Origin of the sequence: Cupriavidus sp. USMAA2-4 (genome assembly GCF_001854305.1) — a bacterium.
GTDB classification, from domain to species: Bacteria; Pseudomonadota; Gammaproteobacteria; order Burkholderiales; family Burkholderiaceae; genus Cupriavidus; species Cupriavidus malaysiensis.
On sequence record NZ_CP017749.1, the window covers coordinates 1,054,138 to 1,076,922 of the forward strand.

21 protein-coding genes are annotated in these 22,785 nt (G+C 72.5%); 8 read left to right on the forward strand and 13 right to left on the reverse strand.

Annotated elements, in window-relative coordinates; translation table 11 throughout:
• Nucleotides 1-246 precede the first annotated feature (246 nt).
• The 3 genes from BKK79_RS24780 to BKK79_RS24790 all read left to right on the forward strand — a co-directional run bounded on the left by BKK79_RS24780 (nt 247) and on the right by BKK79_RS24790 (nt 4,563).
• The gene (locus tag BKK79_RS24780; protein WP_071039127.1) at nt 247-2,310 is read left to right on the forward strand and encodes a TonB-dependent hemoglobin/transferrin/lactoferrin family receptor; all 2,064 of its coding nucleotides are present in this window, start codon (nt 247-249) and stop codon (nt 2,308-2,310) included.
• An 81-nt stretch (nt 2,311-2,391) separates the two neighbouring features.
• Entirely contained in the window at nt 2,392-3,357 is a 966-nt protein-coding gene (locus BKK79_RS24785) for an MbnP family copper-binding protein (RefSeq protein WP_071039128.1), read from the forward strand.
• 3 nt (nt 3,358-3,360) lie between these two features.
• Nucleotides 3,361-4,563 carry a methanobactin export MATE transporter MbnM gene (locus tag BKK79_RS24790; protein WP_071017801.1) on the forward strand — a complete coding sequence of 401 codons (1,203 nt, stop codon included), beginning with the start codon at nt 3,361-3,363 and terminating at the stop codon, nt 4,561-4,563.
• A gap of 26 nt (nt 4,564-4,589) precedes the next feature.
• On the opposite strand, the gene mbnC is transcribed toward BKK79_RS24790, so the two are convergent.
• From mbnC to BKK79_RS24810, 5 genes are all read right to left on the reverse strand, one after another.
• Nucleotides 4,590-5,204, reverse strand: coding sequence for a methanobactin biosynthesis protein MbnC (mbnC, locus tag BKK79_RS24795; protein ID WP_083384346.1), 615 nt, complete (start codon nt 5,202-5,204; stop codon nt 4,590-4,592).
• Nucleotides 5,194-6,051 carry a methanobactin biosynthesis protein MbnB gene (mbnB, locus tag BKK79_RS24800; RefSeq protein WP_071039129.1) on the reverse strand — a complete coding sequence of 286 codons (858 nt, stop codon included), beginning with the start codon at nt 6,049-6,051 and terminating at the stop codon, nt 5,194-5,196. The genes mbnC and mbnB overlap by 11 nt, the downstream gene beginning before the upstream one ends.
• 63 nt (nt 6,052-6,114) lie before the next feature.
• Nucleotides 6,115-6,207 (reverse strand): methanobactin, encoded by a 93-nt coding sequence (mbnA, locus tag BKK79_RS41195; RefSeq protein WP_083384345.1) that lies wholly within the window; start codon nt 6,205-6,207, stop codon nt 6,115-6,117.
• Between the two features lie 169 nt (nt 6,208-6,376).
• On the reverse strand, nt 6,377-7,006 hold the full coding sequence (locus BKK79_RS24805) for a phosphoribosyltransferase (protein ID WP_071022023.1): 630 nt from the start codon (nt 7,004-7,006) through the stop codon (nt 6,377-6,379).
• Between the two features lie 18 nt (nt 7,007-7,024).
• Entirely contained in the window at nt 7,025-7,564 is a 540-nt protein-coding gene (locus tag BKK79_RS24810) for a hypothetical protein (RefSeq protein WP_071039130.1), read from the reverse strand.
• A 1,070-nt stretch (nt 7,565-8,634) separates the two neighbouring features.
• Between BKK79_RS24810 and BKK79_RS24820 the strand changes: the two genes are divergently transcribed.
• Nucleotides 8,635-8,862, forward strand: coding sequence for a hypothetical protein (locus BKK79_RS24820; protein WP_071017792.1), 228 nt, complete (start codon nt 8,635-8,637; stop codon nt 8,860-8,862).
• Between the two features lie 55 nt (nt 8,863-8,917).
• Nucleotides 8,918-10,855 carry an ATP-dependent zinc metalloprotease FtsH gene (ftsH, locus tag BKK79_RS24825; protein WP_071022022.1) on the forward strand — a complete coding sequence of 646 codons (1,938 nt, stop codon included), beginning with the start codon at nt 8,918-8,920 and terminating at the stop codon, nt 10,853-10,855.
• A gap of 21 nt (nt 10,856-10,876) precedes the next feature.
• Here ftsH and BKK79_RS24830 read toward each other — a convergent pair whose 3' ends face one another.
• From BKK79_RS24830 to BKK79_RS24845, 4 genes are read right to left on the reverse strand one after another with little or no spacing between them, the layout of a single operon-like run.
• Nucleotides 10,877-12,109 (reverse strand): CaiB/BaiF CoA transferase family protein, encoded by a 1,233-nt coding sequence (locus BKK79_RS24830; protein ID WP_071017790.1) that lies wholly within the window; start codon nt 12,107-12,109, stop codon nt 10,877-10,879.
• A gap of 17 nt (nt 12,110-12,126) precedes the next feature.
• Nucleotides 12,127-13,305, reverse strand: coding sequence for an acyl-CoA dehydrogenase family protein (locus BKK79_RS24835; protein WP_071017788.1), 1,179 nt, complete (start codon nt 13,303-13,305; stop codon nt 12,127-12,129).
• Between the two features lie 20 nt (nt 13,306-13,325).
• Nucleotides 13,326-14,309: a Bug family tripartite tricarboxylate transporter substrate binding protein gene (locus tag BKK79_RS24840; RefSeq protein ID WP_071039132.1), complete on the reverse strand. Its 984-nt coding sequence runs from the start codon at nt 14,307-14,309 to the stop codon at nt 13,326-13,328.
• Nucleotides 14,310-14,331: 22 nt separating this feature from the next.
• Nucleotides 14,332-15,486, reverse strand: a complete 1,155-nt coding sequence (locus BKK79_RS24845; protein ID WP_071039133.1) for an acyl-CoA dehydrogenase family protein — start codon at nt 15,484-15,486, stop codon at nt 14,332-14,334.
• A gap of 232 nt (nt 15,487-15,718) precedes the next feature.
• On the opposite strand from BKK79_RS24845, the gene BKK79_RS24850 reads away from it, so the two are divergent.
• Both BKK79_RS24850 and BKK79_RS24855 read left to right on the forward strand, forming a co-directional pair.
• On the forward strand, nt 15,719-16,534 hold the full coding sequence (locus BKK79_RS24850) for an IclR family transcriptional regulator (RefSeq protein WP_071039134.1): 816 nt from the start codon (nt 15,719-15,721) through the stop codon (nt 16,532-16,534).
• Nucleotides 16,524-17,309 (forward strand): IclR family transcriptional regulator, encoded by a 786-nt coding sequence (locus BKK79_RS24855; RefSeq protein ID WP_071017781.1) that lies wholly within the window; start codon nt 16,524-16,526, stop codon nt 17,307-17,309. Before BKK79_RS24850 ends, BKK79_RS24855 begins: the two co-directional genes overlap by 11 nt.
• Nucleotides 17,310-17,325: 16 nt before the next feature.
• On the opposite strand, the gene BKK79_RS24860 is transcribed toward BKK79_RS24855, so the two are convergent.
• The 4 genes from BKK79_RS24860 to BKK79_RS24875 all read right to left on the reverse strand — a co-directional run bounded on the left by BKK79_RS24860 (nt 17,326) and on the right by BKK79_RS24875 (nt 21,556).
• A complete protein-coding gene (locus BKK79_RS24860) occupies nt 17,326-18,867 on the reverse strand; it encodes a methyl-accepting chemotaxis protein (RefSeq protein WP_071039135.1) in 1,542 nt (513 codons plus the stop codon).
• A gap of 469 nt (nt 18,868-19,336) precedes the next feature.
• Nucleotides 19,337-19,606 (reverse strand): hypothetical protein, encoded by a 270-nt coding sequence (locus BKK79_RS24865; RefSeq protein ID WP_071017777.1) that lies wholly within the window; start codon nt 19,604-19,606, stop codon nt 19,337-19,339.
• Between the two features lie 130 nt (nt 19,607-19,736).
• Complete coding sequence (tolA, locus tag BKK79_RS24870) at nt 19,737-20,801, reverse strand: cell envelope integrity protein TolA (protein WP_071039136.1); 1,065 nt, start codon at nt 20,799-20,801, stop codon at nt 19,737-19,739.
• Nucleotides 20,802-20,911: 110 nt separating this feature from the next.
• Nucleotides 20,912-21,556 carry a hypothetical protein gene (locus BKK79_RS24875; protein WP_071039137.1) on the reverse strand — a complete coding sequence of 215 codons (645 nt, stop codon included), beginning with the start codon at nt 21,554-21,556 and terminating at the stop codon, nt 20,912-20,914.
• A gap of 294 nt (nt 21,557-21,850) precedes the next feature.
• On the opposite strand from BKK79_RS24875, the gene BKK79_RS24880 reads away from it, so the two are divergent.
• The gene (locus BKK79_RS24880; RefSeq protein WP_071039138.1) at nt 21,851-22,753 is read left to right on the forward strand and encodes a LysR family transcriptional regulator; all 903 of its coding nucleotides are present in this window, start codon (nt 21,851-21,853) and stop codon (nt 22,751-22,753) included.
• Nucleotides 22,754-22,785: the final 32 nt, after the last annotated feature.

Here is a 22,785-nt window from a genome sequence, read left to right on the forward strand (position 1 = left end):
GGCCGCGGGACGGAAGTCGGGCGGCGCCGGCCGATGCGCGGCGCATCCCGCGGATGCCGGACGATTCTAGCGGCCGCCACCGCCGCGCGGCGTGCGACAGATCGACGCGGGACCGCCGGCGCGGCCAAATGCCACATCGTGTCTGCGAGCGTGCGCCGATAAAGTGGCGCCGAAAAAAATGAAGCGCGGGCGGCCCGCAGGCTGCGGCCGCGCGACAAGACAAGACGCCAAGGAGGAAGGACCGCGATGAATCGACATGTGCTGCTGGCCTGCACGCTGGGCACCGCGCTCGCTCCGGCATGGTGCAGCGAGCCGCTGCTGGCCGCCGAGGAGAACGGGGGCAAGCGCGCCGCGGCCACCCTCGACCCGGTGGTGGTGTCGGCCACCCGTACCGGCAACATGCTGTCGGCCACAGCCGCCTCGGTCAGCGTGGTCACGCGCGACGACTACGAGGAACGCCAGGCTGGCTCGGTATCCGACGTGCTGGGCACCCTGCCCAACGTCGACTTCGGCGGCGGTCCGCGCCAGGCCGGCGAAATCCCCTCGATCCGCGGCTTCACCGGCAAGGAAATCACGCTGACGATCGACGGCGCGCGCCAGAACGGCGCGGCCGGCATCACCTCGCCGCTCTACCTCGACCCCTATTTCCTCGCCGGCACGGAAGTGATGCGAGGCGCCGCCTCCTCGCTGTATGGCAGCGGCGGGCTGGGCGGTGCCATGGTGTTCCGCACGCTGTCGGCGCGCGACCTGCTCGCCCCCGGCCAGGCGGCCGGGGGCGACGCGCGCGCAGGCTACACCTCGGCCGACCGCTCGCCGCACTATAACGGCCGCGCCTACGGGCAGTATGGCCCGCTCGATGCGCTGGCGGCCTTCGGCTACGCGGAGTCCGGACCCATCCGCCAGGGCGGCGGCACGCTGCTGTCGCCCAACGACGGCCATACCGGCAGCGGCCTGTTCAAGCTCGGCCTGGAGCCGACCGGGCGGCTGCGCTTCGAGCTGTCGCACCTGTCCTATCAGAGCGGCACGCTGCGCCCGAACAATCCGGAAGCCGACAGCAGCCTGGGCACGTCGTCGACGGTGCCGGTGCAGAACAATCGCGTCAGCCAGGCACAGACCGTGCTCAAGGGCACGCTCAAGGACACCGAGGGCCGGCCCGAGCTCGACATCACGCTGTATCGCACCCGCCTCAACCTGAGCGCGGACGCCAACCCGTCCTTGCGCGCACTTCCGGTGACGGCCAACGTGACCACCACCACCGGCGCCTCGCTGCAGCACTCGATCGCGCTGCCGGGCCAGGTGGTCGGCCAGCGCATCACCTACGGCCTGGACTATTACCGCGACGAGCAATACGCGTCGAGCGCCGGCGCGGCCAACCCGGTGATCCCGAACGGCGCGCAGAAGGTCTACGGCGCCTTCGTGCAGGACGAGATCCGCCTGGGCGAGCCATGGCGCCTGACACCCAGCCTGCGCGCCGACCGCTATGACACCCACGTCGGCGCCCGCAGCGCGGCGGACAGCCACCTCTCGCCCAAGCTGACGCTGGCCTGGCAGCCGGCCGCTCGCGGCAAGCTGTATGCCAGCTTCGGCGAGGCCTACCGCGCGCCGTCGATCAGCGAGTCCTTCCAGAACCTGTCGGGCCGCCACTACCTGTTCAACTTCGCCGCCAACCCCGACCTCAAACCCGAGACCGCGCGCACCCTGGAACTGGGCGGCTCGCTGCAGGGCAGGGACCTGCTGGCGGCGGGCGACAGCGCGCGGCTGCGCGCCTCGGTGTTCCAGTCCTGGATCAAGGACCTGATCGCGAGCACGGTGATCGGCACCTATGCGCGCACCGCGCCCTTCGCCGGCGTCGGCACCATCACGCAGTACCGCAACGTCAGCAATGCCACCAGCCGCGGCGCCGAGGTCGAAGGCCTGTACCAGTCCGGCGGCTTGAGCTTCGGCGCGGCCTACAGCCGCGTGCGCACCACCGACGACGGCAACGGCGGCTACCTGTACTCGCCACCCGACAAGGTGGTGCTGACGCTGCGCCAGGCGCTGCCGCGCTGGCGCACCACGCTCGGCTGGACCAGCTCCCTGGTGGCCGCGCAGGACTATGACTCGACGCTGCTGCGGCGGCGCCCCGGCTATGGCGTGCACAGCCTCTACGCGAGCTGGACCCCGCCCGGTGTCAAGGACCGGCTGCGCCTGGACGTCGGCATCGAGAACCTGTTCGACAAGCGCTATTTCCCCTACCAGTCCGGCAACGCGGTGGCCTACACCGCGGACACGGGCCGCAACTTCAAGATCGCGCTGAGCGCCAGCTTCTGAGCGCCGCGCCGCGCCGCGAGCCCCGCCTTCCCCGGCGCCCGCCAGCGGGCGCCGCTTCCCGACATCCGCTGAGGCCACGCCATGCTGCCCCGTCCCGCCATCCGCCTGCTGCCTCCCGCCGCGCCCCTTCTTCTGCTGGCCGCCTGCGCTGCGCCACTGCCGGCGCAGCTACCCGGCGCGGGCGCGGAGGGCACGGTGCCGGTGCAAGTCCCGGTGGCGGTGCGCTTCGCCGCGCGTGTCGGCGCGCAGCCGTTCCGCTGCGGCGCCGGCTACGACGGCATCGGCCGCACGGCCTCGCGCATCACGCCGTCCGACTTCCGCTTCTACGTGTCGTCGGTGGCGCTGCTCGACGAGGATGGGCGCGCCGTGCCGCTACGCCTGGAGCAGGACGGCCGCTGGCAGTACCGCGACGTGGCCCTGCTCGACTTCGAGGACGGCAGCGGTCCCTGCCGCAACGGCAACGCCGGCCTGCACGAGGCCGTCACCGGGCACGTGCCGGCGGGCCGCTACCGCGGCCTGCAGTTCACGCTGGGCGTGCCGGCCGACCTCAACCACGGCGACCCTGCCGTGGCGCCACCGCCGCTGAACCTGAGCGCGATGTTCTGGAGCTGGCAGGCCGGCTACAAGTTCGTCAAGATCGACATGGCCACGCGCGGCCAGGCACGGGGCGGCACCGCCCCTCCCGCAGACGCCGCCCCCGTGCCGGCGGCCGCACCGCGCCGCCGCGCGGCCGGCTTCCCCATCCACCTGGGCAGCACGGATTGCGTGTCGCCGGCGGCCACCGCGGCGCCGTCTTCGTGCGCGCGGCCCAACCGCGTCACGGTGCGCCTGGACGCCTTCGACGTAGCCACCGAGCAGGTCGAATTCGATCTCGCCGCGCTGCTGCGCGACACCGACGTGGACGTCAACGCGCCGGACAGCGCGCCCGGCTGCATGGCCGGCCCGGACGATGCCGACTGCCGCTTCGTGATGCCGGCCTTCGGCCTGCCCTTCGACGGCCAGCCGGCGCTGCCGCAGCGCGTCTTCCGCGCCGCGCCGCGCGGCTGAGCCATGCCGATGCGACGCCTGCGCACCGGCCTGGCCCTGGCGGCCGCGGTGGTGGTCGCGCTGGCCGGCCTGACCGGAGCGGCCGCACCCGAGGCCACCTCCGCCGCCACCCCGGCCGCCACCCCCGCGGACGACTACCGCTGGGCGCTGCCCGACTGGATGCCCCGTCCGGTGGTACCGGCCGACAATCCGATGTCGGCCGCCAAAGCCGAACTGGGACGCCACCTGTTCTACGACAAGCGCCTGTCGGCCGACGGCAGCATCGCCTGCGCGAGCTGCCACCTGCAGGCGCGCGCCTTCACCGACGGCCGCCAGCTGCCGCTCGGCGTGCACGGCACACCCGGCGTGCGCAATGCGATGAGCCTGGGCAACGTGGCCTACCTGCCGGTGCTGACCTGGGCCAACCCCAACCTCAAGCGGCTGGAGCGCCAGCTGCTGGTGCCGCTGTTCGGCGAGACGCCGGTGGAAATGGGCATGGCCGGCCAGGAGGCGCGCCTGCTCGACACCCTGCGCGCCGACCCGCGCTACCCGGCGCTGTTCCGCGCCGCCTACCCCGAACGCGCCGGCACGCCGGACCTGGTCTCGCTGGCCACCATCAGCCGCGCGCTGGCCACCTTCGAGCGCACGCTGCTCAGCTTCGATGCGCCCTACGACCGCTACAAGTACGGCGGCCGGCCCGACGCCATCAGCGCGTCCGCCAAGCGCGGCGAGGCGCTGTTCTTCAGCGAGCGGCTCGAATGCGCGCACTGCCACGGCGGCTTCAACTTCACCGACAACAACCTGCACGCACGCCTGGCCGATGCCGAGTCCGGCTTCCACAACACCGGCCTCTACAACCGGGACGGCCACGGTGGCTATCCGGCCGGCAACCACGGCCTCCGCGAGTTCACCGGCGACCCCGCCGACGAGGGCAGGATGCGCACACCCTCGCTGCGCAACGTCGCGGTGACCGCCCCCTATATGCACGACGGTTCCATCGCCACGCTGCGCGAGGTACTGCGCGACCACTATGCGATCCAGGGCCGCGCCGCCAGCGGCCCGCACGGCCCCAGCCCGCTGCGCAGCGAGTTCATCGAAGGCTTCACGCTCAGCGCGCAGGAACTCGACGACGTGGTGGCCTTCCTCGAAGCGCTGACCGACCACGGCTTCCTCACCGACCCACGCCTGGCCGATCCGTGGCCGGCCGGCGGCGCGGCGGCGCGCTGAGGCGGCGGTCGGCCCGGCGCGCCGCCTCAGCGCGGCACCGCCATCCAGCCGGGAAAGGTGTCGAGCGTGAAGCCGGGCACGAGGAAATGGCCGAAGCGGTCCGGCGGCGCGTCGAGCGGCTCGTCCAGCGCGATGCGTTCGACCCGGCGCGCGCCGTCCACGCTGGCGCATTTCCAGCCCGCCACCAGCACAGGCGAGGCTGCCTGCGCGTCGGCCAGCACGATGCCGGCGTGGCGCCCGCGATCGACCGCGGCCCAGCGCGCCGCCGAGGCGGCCAGCAGGGTCTCGGCCAGCGTGGGCGGCAGCCGCGCGGCGAATTCCGACTGGCACAGCCAGCGGTAGACCCAGAGGTAGACGCTCCAGCCGAGCGACAGCCGCTGCGCCTCGGCCCAGGCCATGAACGGGCGGAAAATGCGCAGCCCGTCGGGGCCGGACAGCTCCAGCAGCGCGGGACAGACGTCGAACAGCGTGTGCCAGTAGGCGCGCAGGCTGGTATCGATGCGCACGAAGGCGGCGGACTCGCGCGCGAAATCCGACTGCAGCGCCGGCACGCTCAGCGCCGGCAGCAGTTCGGCATCAGTGCGCACCGTGCGTGGCGGGACCGCGTACGCCGGCCGGGTGGCGTGAATGTCAGTCAGCATCAAGGTCGGCATCAAGGTCGCGATCTGGGTCGCGATCTGGGTCGGCGGGAGCGGGGTCGGCGGCAAAGAGCGCGCGCAGGCGCCGCACCTCCGCGCGCACCGCAGCGGCATCGATGGCGGCGTCGCGCTCGTAGGTGAGGGTATGGCCGGGCGCGTCGATCAGCGGGCGCAGCGCCCGCAGCCAGGCCATGGTGTCGTCGGCGAGGTCGGCGTCATGGGTATCGAGCGCCAGCTTCGGCGCCAGCATCGATTCGCCATAGCCGGCCACGTGGAAATGGCTGGCACGCGCCGCCACCGGCAGCCAGGCATCCAGCGCGAGGCCGCAGTTGCGCTGCGCGCAGACCGCGTTGGAGAGGTCGAACAGCAGGCCGCAGCCGGTATCGTCCATCAGGCGCGTGAAGCAGTCCGGTGCATCGTGCCCGCCCGGCAGCAGCGAGGGGTAGTTCTCCAGGTGCAGGCGCACGCCCAGCTGCTGCTGCCACCATTGCACACGCGCGCGCAGCGCGGCATAGCCCGCGCGGTAGTCGACCTCGGCCAGGTGGTAGAGGTGGCGGCCCTGGTGGGTGAAGGTAGCCACATGGTCCGAGACATAGAGCGGGCGCAGCACCGCGATGTAGTCGCGCAGGCGTTGCGCCAGCGCCTCCAGCGCGGCCTGGTCGTTCTCGAGGAAGCGCGAGAACATGATGTGCAGGCCGAGCGGGCAGGGAAAGGCGGCGGCCAGTTCGGCGGGCGGGACCTGCAGGAAGTTGTCGATCAGCAGTTCGCAGTAGTCGATCTCGCCGTCCTGCGCCATCTGCCGTACGAAGGGATAGGTACTGCCCAGCGTGTAGTTGAAGCCGATCAGCATGGGTCGGGAGCGCAACGGAGGAAGGGCGGCGCCCGCACCGCGGGCGCCGTTGCACCGGTGCCGTCAGGCACCCAGGGCGGCACAGCAGGCGCCGCAGCAGGCGCCGGCGCGGCCGGGGACTTCGATGGTCTGCTGGCTTGCGATACGGATCTTCATGTCGATTCCTCTTGCTGTCGGGGTTGGGGTTGGGGTTGGGACAGGGAATATCTGCAAGCCCCTGCGCGCCATATCGCACATGCAGGAGCGTCCACAGCATAAGCAGTGGCGCCCTCCGGCGCAGCGTGACGGATTGCCGCAACCCCGATCGCCTCCGGCCCGTGCGCTGTCAGGCCCTGCCCGCCAGGCAGTCCACCACCTCCTCGTCGCTGACCTGCGGGAACGACAGATAGTGGTGCCCCACCGCCTGGAAGCCTGCCGGCGCGTACAGGCAGACCACCTCGTCGGCATACGCCTGCACCTCCCGCAGGCCATCGGGCGCTGCCACCGGCACCGCGCATACCAGCCGCGCCGGCGCCTGCGCGCGCACGGCGTGCAGCGCGGCGATCATGGTGGCCCCGGTGGCCAGCCCGTCGTCCACCACGATGGCCACGCGGCCGGCCGCAGAGGGTGCCGCCGCACGGCCCGGCGTATAGCGCGCGCGCCGCTGCCGGATGCGCTCCAGTTCCTCGGCGCGCACGCGCTCCAGGTAGGCGCTGCCGGCAGTGGGCTCGGCGTAGGGCGCCAGATAGGTCCAGCCGTCTTCGGCCACGGCGCCCAGCGCGAACTCGGGGTCGCCCGGCGCGCCGAGCTTGCGCACCAGCACCACGTCCAGGTCCGCCTGCAGCGCGTCGGCCAGCACGCGCCCCAGCGGCACGCCGCCGCGCGGCAGGGCCAGTACCAGGGCACGCTGCCCGCGGTAGTGGCCCAGCGCATCGGCCAGCTGCGCGGCCGCGTCCTGCCTGTCTACGAATCGCATCTTCGGCCCCTCTTCCATTCACCGCCGCCCGCAAGGTGCCGCCGCGCGCTGGCAAGGCGCGCCGGCCTGTGGCGGCGCGGCCAGCAGCTCGGCCGGTTCGTTCCGCGCGGGAAAGCGCAACTGCAGGTCGAGCGCGCGCCCGCCCGGCTTGACCTCGATGCCGTGGGACTCGATGGTGACGCCATAGCGGACCACCGCGCGGTAGGTGCCCGGCTCCAGTTTGAAAAACAGGTAGGGGCCTTCGCTCAGCACCAGCAGCACGATCTCGCGCCGCGCGTTGAACAGGGTCACCGACACATCGGACAAGGACCCGTCGCCGCCGCTGTCGAGGAAATGCATGCGCACATTGAAGCGCGGCGCGATGCGGCGCAGCGCGGCGGCCTCATCGCTGCCGATGCCGCCGGACACGTAGGTGATCCCGTTCACATGGTGCAGCGGTGGCACACCGCCTTCCTGCACGGCAGGCGCGTCCGCCGCGATGCCGACGGCCGGCACGCCAGCCGCCAGCGCCAGGCCGGTGATGCCGAGCAGACTCAGTTTCCTTGCCAGGGCGCGCATGCTGCCCTCCTCGCTGGTTGGAGGCGTCGGGGCGCCCCGGCCGGCTCACGCGGAGCGGACGGGGCCACGCCGCGATGCTTGCTTCGAGACTAGGCCATGCGGCGCGGCAGGGCTTGGCGTGGATCAAGAAAGACGTGAGTGCGGGCAGGATGCGCCCAAGCCGCTCGAACCAGCCGACCGGTGTGCTCCCTTTCCGCCCATGGGAAAGGGGCCGGGGGTGAGGGCAGGCGCTGGCTGGCCGTGGTGGCCGGGATCGCACCGTTGGCTTCGTCTCTGCGCTCGCGTGCTGGATCACACCGTTGGCTTCGCTGGATGCGGCGCCTTGCTAAACCACCCCTCTCCCCCACACTCTCCCCGTGCGGGGAGAGGGAGCCAAGACACTATGCTTGGCGCTCGGTGTTGGTGCATCTCGCCGGCTTCGTCCCGCGCGGCGGTGATCAGGGGAAAATCCGCGAAATGCTCGGCGAGATCGATGCGCTCGCCCGCCGGCGCCGTCAGGCAGACCAGTTCGTCGGCCAGCGGGCGCACCTTGGCCAGCCCTTGCGCGGGCGCGGCCGGCACGGCATCCGCCCTGGGCCTGGGCGGGCGCAGCCAATCCGGGCCGGCGCAAGCCGCGCAAGCGGCGCACAGCACGAGGCCGGCGCAGCGCCTCGCGTACCCGCGCCATCGGCCATGCCGCTGTCGGCCCGCCTGCCGCATCCGCTCCATGCTCCACCTCCTGTCCACGCCGTCCGATGGCGCGACCGTGCCATGCGCGCGCCCCTGGCCATGGAAAGGCTAGGCGAGCGTCGTCCGCGCGGCTTGACCCGGATCAAGCCGCCCGCGCGCGGCACACCTGCAGGGCAGGCCGAGGCCTGCAACGCCGCCCTCGTAGCCCTCGGCTCCCACGGCCGGCGTGGCGCCGGAAGCACCACCCGCCCGCACGGCTTGACCTGGCGCAAACGCAGCGCGCAGCGCTGCGCCCGGTGCCGGCGCAGCGGCTATATTTGCCTGCGCACGGGCCGCGGCATCCGCGCTGCGGCCACGACACGCGCTGCACCCAGGGTGCCCATGCACGGGGAGACGAAGTCATGCTGAGCCCGCACGAAATCGCGACGCTGATGGTACTGGGCCATCCACAGCCGCCAGCCGGCATGGATCCCGAGGACATTCGTGTGCTGGTCGAGCGCCGCCTGGTGCAGCTCGATGCCCAGGCGCCAGCCCAGCGCATCCAGCTCACCCACGAAGGCCTGCGCCTGCTGCAGGCCGTGCGCAGCCGCCGCGCTGCGCCGGACGCGGCGGCGCGCTGGCTGGCGTGAGCGCCAGAGCGCATCGCGGCTCGCCGCCATACCAGGACAGCCCCCCATGAAGCCGATGGAATCGCGCCGGCAGTTCTCCCTTTGGTACCTGGCCGCGGCCATGCTGGCCATGTTTGCGCTACAGGCCTATCTCTTCTCCGGCGAGGTGGAGACGCTGCCCTACAGCGACTTCAAGGCGCTGCTGCACGCCGGCAAGATCGAGGAAGTGTCGGTCGGCGAGCAGGTCATCAGCGGCACCTTCTCCACCGCCGGCATCGACGACGTGCTCGGCAAGGCGCGCGCCGAAGCCGCGCGCGGCCACGGCGACGGCCCGCGCGCCTTCAGCAGCGTGCGCGTGGCCGATCCCTCGCTGGTGCAGGAGCTGGAAGCTGCCCACGTGCGTTTCACGGGTCAGATGGATAACAAGGTGCTCGGCACCGTGCTCTCCTGGGTACTGCCGGCGCTGATCTTCTTCGCCATCTGGAGCCTGCTGATCCGCCGCATCGGCGGCGCCGCCGGCGGGCTGATGGAGATCGGCAAGAGCAAGGCCAAGGTCTATATGCAGACCGAGACCGGCGTGACCTTCGCCGATGTCGCCGGCATCGACGAAGCCAAGCAGGAACTGGCGGAGATCGTCGACTTCCTCAAGGAGCCGGGCCGCTACCAGCGCCTGGGCGGCAAGATTCCCAAGGGCGTGCTGCTGCTCGGCGCGCCGGGCACCGGCAAGACGCTGCTGGCGCGGGCGGTGGCCGGCGAGGCCGGGGTGCCCTTCTTCAGCCTGAGCGGCGCCGACTTCGTCGAAATGTTCGTCGGTGTCGGCGCGGCACGCGTGCGCGACCTGTTCCAGCAGGCCGAGACGCGCGCGCCCTGCATCATCTTCATCGACGAACTCGACGCGCTGGGCAAGACCCGTGCCCTCAACGCGGTGGGCGGCAACGAGGAGCGCGAGCAGACGCTGAACCAGTTGCTGGTGGAGATGGATGGCTTCGACACCAACAAGGGCGTGATCCTGATGGCGGCCACCAACCGGCCGGAGATCCTTGACCCGGCCCTGCTGCGGCCCGGCCGCTTCGACCGCCACATCGCGCTGGACCGGCCCGACCTGCGCGGGCGCGAGCAGATCCTCAAGGTGCATGCCAGGCGCGTGACCCTCGGCCCCGACGTCGAACTCGCCGCGCTGGCCGCGCGCACCCCCGGCTTCGCCGGCGCCGACCTCGCCAACCTGGTCAACGAGGCCGCGCTGCTGGCCGCGCGCGAGGGCAAGGCGGCGGTCTCGATGTCCGACTTCGATGCGGCGCTGGACCGCATCGTGGGCGGCCTGGAGCGCAAGAACCGCGTGATGAACGCGCTGGAAAAGGAAACCATCGCCTACCACGAGGCCGGCCATGCCATCGTGGCGGAGCTGCGCCCGCATGCCGACCGCGTCACCAAGATCTCCATCATCCCGCGCGGCATCGCGGCGCTCGGCTACACGCAGCAGACCCCGGCCGAGGACCGCTACCTGCTCAAGCGCAGTGAACTGCTCGACCGCCTCGACGTGCTGCTGGGCGGTCGCATCGCCGAGGAACTGGTGTTCGGCGACGTCTCCACCGGCGCACAGGACGACCTGCAGCGCGCCAGCGACATGGCGCGCCGGATGATCACCCAGTTCGGCATGGACGAGGCGCTCGGCCTGGCCACCTACGAAAGCCCGCCCAATCCACTCTTCTCCAGCAGCGGCCTGCCGCAGCGCGAGCGCAAGGAGTACAGCGAACGCACCGCGCAGATGATCGATGCGCAGGTACGCAAGACGCTGGCCGAGGCCGGCCTGCGCGTGCGCGCCACGCTGGCCGGCCAGCGCGCCCGGCTCGACGCGCTGGCGCGGCTGCTGCTGGAACGCGAGGTAGTCGACCGCAACGATCTCGACCGCCTGCTGAGCGGCAAGGTGCTGCCGCTGCCGCCCGCGCGGCCGCAGGCGGACAGTACACCCGGGCGCGCCGCGCCAAGGCCGGATCAGGACCTGCAGCAACCCTGAGGCCGCGCCGCGCAGGCTGCGCTACACCACGCCCTCGCGCTTCAGCGCTTCCAGCTCGGCCGCGCCCAGCCCGAGCGCGCCGTAGACCTCCGCATTGTGCTCGCCCACGCCCGGCCCGCTGCGCGCGGGCGCCGGTGCGTGGCCGGAGAAGCGCGGCACCACGCAGGGCGCGGGGATGCTGCCGAGGTCCGGGTCGGGCAGGCGCACGATGGCCTCGCGCGCCTGGAAATGCGGGTCGTCGACGATGTCCGCGATGGTGAAGATCTTGGAGAAGGGGATCTCCGCCGCGGCCAGCACGGCGGCGAGGTCGGCGTAGCGCTGCGCGGCGAACCAGGCACGGATCTCCGCGTCGAGCGCTTCCAGGTTGGCGGTGCGCAGCGGATTGCTGGCGAAGCGCGCATCGTCGCCAAGGTCGGGCCGGCCCATGGCGCGGCACAGGCGGCGGAAGATCGGGTCCGACGACGCCACCAGCGACACCCACTGGCCGTCGGCGCAGGCGTACATGTTCGACGGCGCGGTATAGGTGGCGCGGTTGCCGGCGCGCTGGCGCACCACGCCGAGCTGTTCGTACTCGACCGCGAGCGGTTCGAGCAGGCGGAACAGGGCCTCGGTGGCCGACAGGTCGATCTCGCGGCCGGGCATGCCGGCGCTTTCCGGACGGCGGCGCTCGGCCATGGCGCTGGCGATGGCGAAGGCGCCGAACAGCCCGGCAACCATGTCGCCCATCGGATAGTTCATGTGCAGCGGCGGGCCGCCCGGCTCGCCGGCGAGGTTGGTGAAGCCGCTCATGGCCTCGAAGATGCGCGCGAAGCCGGCGCGCCCGGCATAGGGGCCGGTCTGGCCGAAGCCGGTCAGGCGCAGCACGGTCAGGCGCGGGTTGGCCGCATGCAGCGTGGCCAGGTCCAGCCCCCAGCGGTCCAGCGTGCCGGTGCGGAAGTTCTCCACCAGCACGTCGAATTCCGGCAGCATGCGCAGGAACAGGGCGCGCCCGGCGGGCTGGCGCACGTCCAGCGTGATGCCGCGCTTGCCGCGGTTGGTCACCTTCCAGTACAGCGGCAGCGTGTCCTTGACCGGGGCGAGACCGCGCAGCGGGTCGGGGCCGCCGGGCAGCTCCAGCTTGACCACCTGCGCGCCCATGTCGGCGCACAGGGTGCTGGAGAACGGCGCGGCCACCACGGTGGCCATGTCGAGGATGCGGATGCCCGCCAGCGGGCCCGCGCCATGCGCCGCGGCGGCGCCTTGCTTCGTCGTCATGGTTGTCTCGTCAGGTCTCAGGGGCGCAGTCCCTGGGTGAAGATGCGGCGCGCCAGCGTGGCGCGGTGCAGTTCGGAGGCGCCGTCGTAGATGCGGAAGGGGCGCAGCTCGCGCTGGATCATCGATACCGGCGTGTCGTCGGAGATGCCGAGCGCGCCCAGGATCTGCACGGCGCGATCGGCCACGCGCCAGACCGCTTCCGACACGAAGATCTTGGCCATGGCCGACTCGTGCTTGACCGACTGCCCGGCATCCATGCGGCGCGCGCAGTCCTGCACCAGCAGCCGGCTGGCGTGCAGGTCGATGTGCGAATCGGCCACCATGGCCTGCACCTGCTGCAGGTCGGCCAGGCGCTGGCCGAACGACTCGCGGCGCAGGGCGTAGTCCTGCGCGATCTCCATCGCGCGCGCAGCGCGCCCGATGAAGCGCATGCAGTGCGACAGCCGCGCCGGCTCCAGGCGCGCCTGCGCGTAGGCGAAGCCCTGGCCGGGCTCGCCCAGCACGGCGCCGTCGCCGACCTCGCAGCGCTCCAGCAGGATCTCGCCATGGCCGCCGACCTGGTAGCCGTCCATGCCCGGGATATTGCGCAGCAGCCGGTAGCCAGGATTGCCGGTATCGACCAGGAACAGCGTGGCGCCGTCCCCGGTGCGCGCCAGCACGATGGCGAAGGCGGCGCCGACCGCGCCGCTGATGAACCACTTGTGGCCGTCGATCACCCACTTGCCGGGCGCGCCGCCGCGGCCCGGCACGCGCGTGGCGGTGGTGCGCAGCATGGCGGGATCGGAGCCCGCGCCGGGTGCCGGCTCGGTCATGGCGAAGCAGGAGCGCAGCTCGCCGCGCACCAGCGGCATCAGGTAGGCCTCGCGCTGTGCCGGCGTGCCGTGACGCAGCAGGTTGACCATGTTCGGCTGGTCGGGCGGCGCGCAGTTGAGCGCCGGCGCGCCGAGGAAGCTGCGGCCGGCCTCTTCGAGGATGGCGGCGCGCTGCTGCCAGTCCAGGCCGAGGCCGCCGATCTCCACCGGCAGGTGCGGGGCGTAGATGCCGGCGGCGCGCGCGATGGCGCGCAGCTCGGCCACCGCCGCGTCGAGCCGGCCGACATCATGGGCCAGCGCGGGATCCTCGCGCGGGATGGCATGCTGCTCGATAAAGTCGCGCACCTTGGCGCGCAGCGCGTCCAGTTCGGCGGGGGCGGTCATGGCGGCAGGCTCCACGGCGCTCACTCCAGGCTGGTGCCGGTGGCCTTGACCAGCGCCGCCCACCAGCTGGTCTGGGCACGGATCTGCTGCGCGAACTGTTCCGGCGTATTGCCGACCGGCTCGGCGCCGAGGTCGGTCAGGCGCTTGCGCAGCGCGGGCTGGGCCAGGATCTTCACCACCGCGCCATGCAGGCGGGCGATCACCTGCGGCGGCGTGCCGGCCGGCACCATCAGCCCCTTCCAGGCGGTCACCACGAAGCCCTTGAGCCCGGCCTCCTCGGCGGTCGGCAGGTCCGGCAGCGCGCTCGCGCGCTGCTCGCTGGCCACCGCCAGCGCGCGCAGCCGGCCCGCCTGCACCTGGGGCAGCAGCGCCGGCATATTGTCGATCAGCAGCGTGATGTGGCCGGCCACCAGGTCGGCCACCGCGGGACCGGTGCCCTTGTAGGGCACGTGCTGCAGCTTGAGCCCGGCGCTGCGATTGAGCAGTTCGCCGGCAAGCTGGGCCGGGCTGCCGTTGCCGGGCGAGCCGAAGGTGAGCGAGTCCGGATGCGCCTTGGCGTAGGCGACGAACTCCTTGACGTTGCGCACCGGCAGCGCGGCGTTGACCGCCATCAGGTTGTGCTCGCGCGCGATCATGGTGACCGGCGCCAGGTCGCGCAGCGGGCTGAACGGCATGTGCGCGTACAGGCTGGGATTGATCACGGTCGGGCCGGCCGCGGCCAGCAGCAGCGTGTAGCCGTCCGGCGCGGCCTTGGCCACCGCTTCGCCGCCGATGTTGCCGCCGGCGCCGGGCTTGTTCTCCACGATGACGGTCTGGCCGAGCTCGGCGCGCAGCTGCTCGGCCAGCAGGCGCGCGACGAGATCGGTGGAGCCGCCCGGCGCGAACGGCACCACCAGGCGGATCACGCGGTTCGGATAGGTGGCGGCGGCCTGCGCCTGCGCGGACGCCGGCGGGCACAGCAGCGCCAGCAGCAGCGGGGCGGCGGCGATGAGGAACTTGAACATGGCGGAGGTCTCCTGCGGGGGCTCAGCGCGCAGCCTGGGCCAGCGTGCGCCTGGCGATATTGAGCTGGTGGATCTGGCTGGTGCCTTCGTAGAGGCGGAACAGGCGCACGTCGCGGTAGAAGCGCTCGATGCCGAAGTCGGCGATATAGCCGTAGCCGCCGAACATCTGCACGCAGCGGTCGGCCACGCGCCCGCACATCTCGGAGGCGAAGTACTTGCAGATCGAGGCCTGCATCGTCACGTCCTCGCCGCGGTCGCGCTGGCGCGCGGTTTCGAGGATCAGCGCGCGCGCGGCGTGGATCTCGGTCTGGCAGTCGGCGATCATCGCCTGCACCAGCTGGAAGTCGGCCAGCGGCTGGCCGAACTGCTTGCGGCCGCTGACGAAGCGCAGCGCCTCGTCGAGCATGCGGATGGCGGGCCCGGTGCACAGCGCGGCCAGGTGGATGCGCTGCTTGTTGAGCACCTTCATCGCGGTGCGGAAGCCCTGCCCCTCGACGCCGCCGATCAGGTTGGCGGCCGGCACGCGGCAGTCCTGGAAGTGCACCTCCGACACCGGCGAGCCGGCCTGCCCCATCTTCTGGTAGGGCGCGCCGGTGGTCAGCCCCGGCGTGCCGCGCTCGACGATGAAGGCGGAGATGCCGGCCGCGCCGGCCTGCTGCGGATCGGTGCGCGCCATCACGGTGAAGAGGCCGGCGATGGGTGCGTTGGTGATGAAGCACTTGGTGCCGTTGAGCACGTAGTGGTCGCCTTCGCGGCGCGCGCTGGTGGCGAGCGCGGTGGCATCGGAGCCGGCCTCGGGCTCGGTGAGGGCGAAGGCGCCGGTCAGCTCGCCGCGGGCCAGGCGCGGCAGGTAGCGCTGCTTCTGCTCCGGCGTGCCGTCGGCCACCAGCGCCTCCGAGCCGATGCCGGTATTGGTGCCGACGCGCGCGCGGAAGGCGACCGAACACTGCGACAGTTCGATCGCCGCCAGCACCAGTTCCTCGGTGCTCATGCCCGCGCCGCCGTAGGCCTCGGGGATCGAATAGCCGAACAGGCCCTGCGCGGCCATCGCGTCGACCAGCGCCGGCGGCACTTCGTCGCGCGCGGCCACCTCGGCCTCTTGCGGGATCAGGCGCTCGCGCACGAAGCGGCGCAGGCTGTGCAGGAAGGCGTCGAAGGCGCCGGGGTCGCGGATCATCTGTCTGTCTCCATCGTGCTGTGCATCGTTCCGTGCCGCCGGGGCAGCAGGTCAGGCACAGCCTAGCAGCGGGGCCCGGAATGCGAGACTGCTGTTTCGATATCCGGAACGCGCGCCGCGCCGGCCCGCACGGCGCGGCGTATGATCGAGCCGAGCCGCCGCTCGCCCCTGCGACGCCTCCATCCACTTCCACTGCCCCCACCGCCCCCACCGCCCGCCCGTCGCCGTCCGCATGCCGCCGCGCCCACGCCATCCCGACCACGAGTTCTCCACCACGCTGGCGCACGGCCTGGCCTTGCTGCAGTGCTTCCGCGTCGGCGAGCCGATGCTCGGCAATGCCGAGCTGGCGGCGCGCACCGGGCTGTCGCGCGCCACCATCAGCCGGCTGACCTATACGCTGGCGGCGCGCGGGCTGCTGCTGTACGACCAGCAGTACCGCCGCTACCGGCTCGGCCCCACCGCGCTGTCGCTGGGCTATCCGCTGCTGGCGGGACTGCGCGTGCGCCAGGTCGCGCGGCCGCGCATGCGCGCGCTCGCCGACGAGGTCGGCGGCTCGGTCTCGCTGGGCATGCGCGACCGCCTGCAGATGGTCTACGTCGAGACCAGCCGCGGCCACGACGCGGTCGCCTTCCGGCCGGACATCGGCGCCGCGCTGCCCATGCTGAGCACGGCCATGGGCCGCGCCTGGCTGGCGCGCGCCGGGGCCGAGGCGCGCGCACCGGTGCTGGAGGCGCTGCGGGCCGGCGAACCGGAGCTATGGGAGCGCTGCGCCGGCGCCGTGGCGCAGGCCTGCGACGACCTCGCCGCGCTGGGCTTCTGCCGCTCGCGCGGCGACTGGCAGCGCGACGTGCACGCGGTGGCGGTGCCGATGCGCGCCGAGACCGACGGCGAGATCCTGGTCTTCAATTGCGGCGTGCCGGCGCTGCGCATGACGCCGCGCAAGCTCGAGCGCGAGATGGGCCCGAAACTGGCGCGGCTGGTGGCGGCGGTGGAGGCGGACCTGGAGCAGAACCTGGGGCAGGACCTGGAGCGCCGGCATGGCGGCTGAAGCGGAAAGCGGGCGCGACCCGCAGTTCGCCAGCACGCTGGCCAAGGGCCTCGACATCCTGCTGGCCTTCCGCCCAGGCGAGACGCTGCTGGGCAACCGGGAGCTGGTGCTGCGCACCGGCCTGTCCAAGTCGGCCGTGGCGCGGCTCACGCATACGCTGACGGTGCTCGGCTACCTGCGCCACGAGCGCGCGCTGGGCAAGTACCGGCTCGGCGCGGCGGTGCTGGCGAGCGGCTATCCGCTGCTGGCCGGCATGCATATCCGCCAGGTCGCGCGGCCGCTGATGAAGGCGCTGGCCGACGAACTGGGCGGCGCGGTATCGCTCGGCGTGCGCGACCGCACGCAGATGCTGTACGTGGAGACGGCGCGCTCCACCGAGGAATTGCTGACCGCGCCGGACATCGGCGCGGCGGTGCCGATGCTGAGCACCGCCATCGGCCGCGCCTGGCTATGCCGCTGCGGCGCCGCCGAGCGCGAAGCCGTGCTGAACCGGCTGCGCCTGCACGATGCCGAGGCGGTGCGGCGCGCCATGCCGGCGCTGGCCGCCGCGCGCGAGAGCCTGGAGCGGCGTGGCTTCTGCTCCAGCCCGGCCGAATGGCACCCCGACGTCTACGGCTTCGCCACGCCGCTGTGCGCGCAGGTCGACTCGCAGTGGTTCGTGCTCAATTGCGCGGTGCACCGCAAGCGCGGCCGCTTCGCCACCGTCGAGGCCCAGGCGGGCGCGCGCCTCGCCGCGCTGGCGCACGGCCTGGAGCGGCTGCTGGGCCTGCGCTGAACGCGCCGCCGGTCTCTCAATGCAGGCGGAACACGGCGATGGCGCCGTCGAGCGAACGCGCCTGCTCCTCCAGCGCGGCGGCCGCGGCGGCGGCCTCCTCGACCAGGGCGGCGTTCTGCTGCGTCGCCTCGTCCATCAGCGTGACCGCCTTGTTGACCTCGTGGATGCCGGTGCTCTGCTCCTTCGAGGCCGCGGCGATCTCGCCCATGATGTCGGTCACGCGGCGGATCGAGGCGACGATGTCGGCCATCGTGCTGCCGGCGCGCTCGGCCAGCGCGCTGCCCGCCTCCACCTTGGTCTGCGAGGCCTCGATCATGGCCTTGATCTCCTTGGCGGCGGCGGCGCTGCGCTGAGCCAGGTTGCGCACTTCGCCGGCCACCACGGCGAAGCCGCGGCCCTGCTCCCCCGCGCGCGCCGCTTCCACCGCGGCATTCAGCGCCAGGATGTTGGTCTGGAAGGCGATGCCGTCGATCACGCCGATGATCTCCGTCACGGTGCGCGAAGCGGTGCTGATCTCGCGCATGGTCCGCACCACGTCGGACACCACCGTGCCGCCCTGCTGCGCGACTTCGGAGGCGCTGTCGGCGAGCTGGCAGGCCTGGCCTGCGTTGTCGGCGTTCTGCCGCACGATCGAGGTCATCTGCTCCATGCTGGCGGCGGTCTGCTGCAGCGAACTGGCCTGCTGCTCGGTGCGCTGCGACAGGTCGGCGTTGCCCGCGGCGATCTGCCGCGTGGCCGCCGAGATGGCGCCCGAGCCGTGGCGCACGCGCTGCACGGTCTCGGCCAGCGCGCCCTGCATGCGCGCCAGGCCATCCAGCAGGCGGCCCATCTCGTCGCGCCGCTGGTGGCGCACCGGCTGCGCCAGGTCGCCGGCGGCGATGCGGTCGAACTGGGCGACCGCCGCCTCCAGCGGGCCGACGATGGCCCGCAGCAGCGACCAGGCGCACCACGCGGCGACCGCCAGCGCCATCAGGATGGCGGCCAGCACCACCCAGCGGAAGCGGGCGTAGGCCGACTGGGAATCGTCGAAGTTGGCCTGCGACAGCTTGAGCTGCAGCTTGCCGAGCGCCTGGCTGGCGTCGTTGGCCGCGCGGAAGGCCTTGGAGACGCTCTTCTCCATCAGGGCATCGGCGCTGGCGCGGTCGCCGGCGCGCAGGGCGGCGATGATGTCGCGCAGGCTCTTGACGGCCGCCTCGCGCTGCGGCGCGAGCGCCTGGGCCAGGCGGTCCTCCTCGGCGTCGCGCGGCAGCGCCAGGTAGCGCTTCCAGGCCGCGTCGGAGCGGGTGATCAGCTCCTCGGTGCGGTCGAGCAGCGGCATCGCGTCCGCGTCGGACGGGTACAGCATCGACTTGTCCAGCGCGGTGCGCGCACGGGTCAGGCTCAGGTCGGACTCGCCCAGCGCCAGCGCGGACGGAAACTGGTTGGTGAAAGTCTGCTCGTGGGCGCGGTTGGCGTCGCGCAGGCCCAGCAGGCCCGCCGCGCCGACCAGCAGGGCAAGCAGGAACAACGTCGAGACGGACAACAGCAGTCGGAGACGGATCGTCAGGCGGGAGGACATGGGGGCGGGGGCGAGTGCATGCAGGCGGTCTCCCGCGCTGCGCCCATCGCAGCACGGCCGCCGGCTATACGCCCCGGCTATCGGACGGTGCCGGGCGAACTTGAGCGGCGCGCCCGGGGGTGGCCCGTGGCTGTGGCGCATGCGCCGCACTCGCCGCACCGGAACCAGACCGGCTCGGCGGGCCACCTTCCGCCCCATGGCACGCCTGGCTGGCGTGACGGGCGCGGCACGCGGGGCATTCCGCGCCCTGTCTCAGCGCGCGGCGGCTTCGGGCGGCTTCAGGCGGCTTCTGGCGGCGCCGGCCAGCGGCGTGCCGAACACCGAGGCAAAGCCCGCGCTGATGCCGCCATCAGCAGGATGCGCCCGATCGGCAGGTTGTGGCCTCCCGCCACGGCGCCACCGGCGCGGGCGGCTTGCGGACTGCCGGCCTGCTGGGCGGCTACTGGCGGACCGGCTACTGGCGGAGCGGCTACTTGCTGACCGAGAACGCGGGCAGTTCCAGGCCCTTGAACAGCGCCGGGCTCGGAGCCGCCTCCGACCTGGCCTGCGCCGAACAGCTGCGCCGGATCGCCTCCAGTTCGCGCTGGCCGACCTGTCCGCCCCGCTCGACGATGGCCTGGAACAGCCGCGAACCCGCGTCGTCGCAGGCGTGCAGGGCCTGCAGCGCGGGCCAGACGAAGTTGATGCCGACCAGCGCGGGAAGGCCGATCAGCAGGCAGGGTAAGGCGGACTTGAGCATGGGGGCGGTCAATGATGCGTTACAGCAAGGATTAACGGCGCCCGCCGCGCCAACTGAACCCGCCGCCGTCCCCGCCCTCCGTCCCCGCCTCTCCCGGCCGCCGCGCGAGGAGTCCTCCTGGCGCGCCGCCTCAATCCTTCGGCCGGAAGGTGATGGTGAAGCGTGTCGGCAGGCGGCCGTCGTCGGGCAGCGGGAAGGGCGCGGACAGCGCCACCGCGCGCATCACCGCAGAGTCCCAGCGCGCGTCGCCGCTGGACTGCACCAGCCGGGACTGCAGCAGGCTGCCGTCGCCGCGCAATTCCACCATCACCACGGCGGCAGGGTTGCCCGCGATCTCGGCGTCGACGCGCACGTTCGGCCGCACGCGCCGCCGCACCGCATCGGCGAAGGCGCGCGCCGACGACGTACCCGTGCCGGCAGCCGGCATGGGCGCCGCGGCGGCACCGGCGGCCGGCAGCAGGCCATCCAGGTCCTGCAGGCTCGCCTGTCCGGTGGCGGGCGGCGGTGCCTTGGCGGCAGCGGGCGCAGCCGCCAGCGACGCCACCGATGCCACCGGCGCCTCGGTCTGCGATGGGGCGGCCCGGCCCGCCGTGCCGGCGCCGGCACCTTCGAGCCGGCTGCCCTGGCCAAGGGCGATCTCGCGGCAGCCCGGCAGCATGTGGTCGCGGATCAGGCCGTTGGTCAGGTCCACCGCGAACACGGCGCCGCGCTCGGCCAGCGGGATCACGGTGCCGCCGCGCCCGAAGTCGAAGCTGCCGCGCCAGACCGGCCGATGCCCTTGCATGGCGCCCAGCGTGGCGAGATAGTGGATCGAAATGCGGTTGCCGCCGCCCATCATGACCACGCCGCCGCCATGGGCGATGGTCAGCAGCGTATCGGCGCGGAAATCGGCGGCGCGCTGGACCGGCGTGCGCTGGTCCAGTTCCAGCCCCGACAGTTCGACGAAACCGGCGGTATTGCCGCAGGCGCCGACGATCTCCTGGAACTTCTGCTGGAAGGCCTGCGAGAACTCGCTGCCCCAGCCCATGCCCGCGCCGGTGGCGACATAGATGCGGCCGGGCCGGGCGACATAGTCCGAGGCATGGTTGGTCTGCACCACGGTGGCAGGCGCGCAGCCGGCCAGCAGCACGGCGGCGAGCAGGGAGAGCGCCGCGGGCAGGCGCGGCACGGAGCATGGCGGGATCGGCAGCAGCATCGGCGGGCAGGGAGCGTGACGGATGGGCCCGATTCTACGGGAGCGCGGGGGCGGCATGGCGCGGTTCTGCCGAGCCCGCCCCGCCCTGCCGGGGGCGGCGCGCATCGGGCTCAGCGCAGCGCCGGCCGCGCCGTCAGGCCTCCTCCCTCGACACCGCGCGGCCATGGCTGCGCCAGCGGGAGGCGCAGCCGCGGCGCGCCCGCCAGCGACCGCGCCGCGTGCATGGCGATGCCGAAGCGGTCGTAGAAGGCCGACGCCAAGTCGCCCTGCGGCGGCCAGCCGGCCGCCCGCTTCACCTGGGCCGCGGCATGGCCTGCCAGGGTTTCGAACAGGGCACGCATCAGCCGCTGGGTGCGGCACAGCTCGGTCAGCGCCGTGCCTTCCGAGAACAGCATGCGGCGCAGCTGCGGCGGCGGGATATCGAGCAGCCTGGCGATGTCGCTCGCATTCCACGCGTGCTGCGGCTGCAGGAAGATGCGGCGCGAGAGTTGCCGGTGCAACGCGCCGTCGACCGCGGGCGGACGCGCCACATGCAGGGCCAGCGCACACGACGAAGGCTGCTCGCTGCTGCCATCGAGGCCGAGCTCGACCGGCTCGAAGGCATCGAGCAGGACCTGCTGCCCGGGCGCCAGCGCGCGCTCGAAGCCGCGCCGCCGGAGGATCACGCGGCCCTGCAGGGCGGCCACCGAGAGCGGGAATGCCGGCAGGAGATGGCGCAGGCTGAGGTGCTGGCAGGCGTGCAGATGGGCGTGCATGGGATGTGGGGGCAGACGGTTCCGGCTGCCATCATCGCCGCCGGCCGCCGTGGCCGCTATCTGCATTTCCCGAAGCTAACGTTCGGCCGGCCGTAACGCCCGCGCCGCTGCCGCCCTTCCCGCCGCCGCGCCTGCCACGGGGCGGCCCGATTCACTATAATCGCGGGACTGTCCGCCTGTCCCATCGCACCGCCGCCACCCCGCTGCGGCATGCCCTGGGCCCCATAACGATTCGAGCGATGCGCGCGATCCCCGCGATCCGCCCGCTCCGAGACACCGCCGCCCGCAGCAGTCATGCGCTTCGACCTGGTCGACCTGAAACTCTTCACGCATATCGCCGAGGCCAACAGCCTGACGCGGGGCGCGGAGCGCTCGCACCTCTCGCTCGCGGCGGCCAGCACCCGCATCAAGAACCTCGAGGAACACGTCGGCGTCAAGCTGCTCAGCCGCAGCAACCAGGGCGTGAAGGTCACCGGCGCCGGCGAGACCCTGCTGGCCCACGCGCGCCGCGTGATCCGCCAGCTCGAGCAGCTGAGCGGCGACCTGCAGGAATACGCCTCCGGCGTGAAGGGCCACGTGCGCGTGCTGGCCAATACCACCGCGATGAGCGAGTACCTGCCCGCGGTGCTGCGCACTTATCTGGTCAACCACCCGGACGTGACCATCGAGATGCAGGAGCGCCTGAGCCCGGACATCGTGCGCGCGGTGCAGGAGGGCATGGTCGACATCGGCATCGTCGCCGGCAATGTGCGCACCGAAGGCCTCGAGGTGATGCCGTACCGGCACGACCGCCTGGTGCTCGCCACCGCGCTGAGCCATCCGCTGGCGCAGCGCCGGCACGTCGACTTCATCGACACGCTCGACTACGACTTCATCGGCCTGCCGGAGGCCAGCGCGATCCACAACTTCCTCAAGCGCGCCGCCGGCGACCTGCAGCGCGCGCTGCGCTGGCGCGTGCAGGTCAGCAACTTCGAGACCGCCTGCCGCATGATCGAAGCCAACGTCGGCATCGGCGTGCTGCCCGAGAGCACGGCCAGCCGCCACGCGCGCACCATGGCGCTGCAGATCGTGCGGCTGGAGGACGAATGGGCGGAACGCAAGCTGCAGATCTGCGTGGCCGATCTCGCCGCGCTGCCGGTCTTCGCGCGCAAGCTGGTGGACCTGCTGGTCGAGGACGGCCTAGGGCGCCAGGACTGAGCGGGGAAGACAGCCAACACCGCCGGCCAAGC

Coding starts and splice junctions, on each gene's coding strand:
- ftsH (WP_071022022.1), top strand. CDS start 8,918: ATGGAATCGCGCCGGCAGTTCTCCCTTTGGTACCTGGCCGCGGCCATG.
- BKK79_RS24785 (WP_071039128.1), top strand. CDS start 2,392: ATGCTGCCCCGTCCCGCCATCCGCCTGCTGCCTCCCGCCGCGCCCCTT.
- mbnB (WP_071039129.1), bottom strand. CDS start 6,051: ATGCTGATCGGCTTCAACTACACGCTGGGCAGTACCTATCCCTTCGTA.
- BKK79_RS24780 (WP_071039127.1), top strand. CDS start 247: ATGAATCGACATGTGCTGCTGGCCTGCACGCTGGGCACCGCGCTCGCT.
- BKK79_RS24820 (WP_071017792.1), top strand. CDS start 8,635: ATGCTGAGCCCGCACGAAATCGCGACGCTGATGGTACTGGGCCATCCA.
- BKK79_RS24805 (WP_071022023.1), bottom strand. CDS start 7,006: ATGCGATTCGTAGACAGGCAGGACGCGGCCGCGCAGCTGGCCGATGCG.
- BKK79_RS24835 (WP_071017788.1), bottom strand. CDS start 13,305: ATGACCGCCCCCGCCGAACTGGACGCGCTGCGCGCCAAGGTGCGCGAC.
- BKK79_RS24830 (WP_071017790.1), bottom strand. CDS start 12,109: ATGACGACGAAGCAAGGCGCCGCCGCGGCGCATGGCGCGGGCCCGCTG.
- BKK79_RS24865 (WP_071017777.1), bottom strand. CDS start 19,606: ATGCTCAAGTCCGCCTTACCCTGCCTGCTGATCGGCCTTCCCGCGCTG.
- tolA (WP_071039136.1), bottom strand. CDS start 20,801: ATGCTGCTGCCGATCCCGCCATGCTCCGTGCCGCGCCTGCCCGCGGCG.
- BKK79_RS24850 (WP_071039134.1), top strand. CDS start 15,719: ATGCCGCCGCGCCCACGCCATCCCGACCACGAGTTCTCCACCACGCTG.
- BKK79_RS24790 (WP_071017801.1), top strand. CDS start 3,361: ATGCCGATGCGACGCCTGCGCACCGGCCTGGCCCTGGCGGCCGCGGTG.
- BKK79_RS24810 (WP_071039130.1), bottom strand. CDS start 7,564: ATGCGCGCCCTGGCAAGGAAACTGAGTCTGCTCGGCATCACCGGCCTG.
- BKK79_RS24845 (WP_071039133.1), bottom strand. CDS start 15,486: ATGATCCGCGACCCCGGCGCCTTCGACGCCTTCCTGCACAGCCTGCGC.
- BKK79_RS24860 (WP_071039135.1), bottom strand. CDS start 18,867: ATGTCCTCCCGCCTGACGATCCGTCTCCGACTGCTGTTGTCCGTCTCG.
- mbnC (WP_083384346.1), bottom strand. CDS start 5,204: ATGCTGACTGACATTCACGCCACCCGGCCGGCGTACGCGGTCCCGCCA.
- mbnA (WP_083384345.1), bottom strand. CDS start 6,207: ATGAAGATCCGTATCGCAAGCCAGCAGACCATCGAAGTCCCCGGCCGC.
- BKK79_RS24840 (WP_071039132.1), bottom strand. CDS start 14,309: ATGTTCAAGTTCCTCATCGCCGCCGCCCCGCTGCTGCTGGCGCTGCTG.
- BKK79_RS24855 (WP_071017781.1), top strand. CDS start 16,524: ATGGCGGCTGAAGCGGAAAGCGGGCGCGACCCGCAGTTCGCCAGCACG.
- BKK79_RS24880 (WP_071039138.1), top strand. CDS start 21,851: ATGCGCTTCGACCTGGTCGACCTGAAACTCTTCACGCATATCGCCGAG.
- BKK79_RS24875 (WP_071039137.1), bottom strand. CDS start 21,556: ATGCACGCCCATCTGCACGCCTGCCAGCACCTCAGCCTGCGCCATCTC.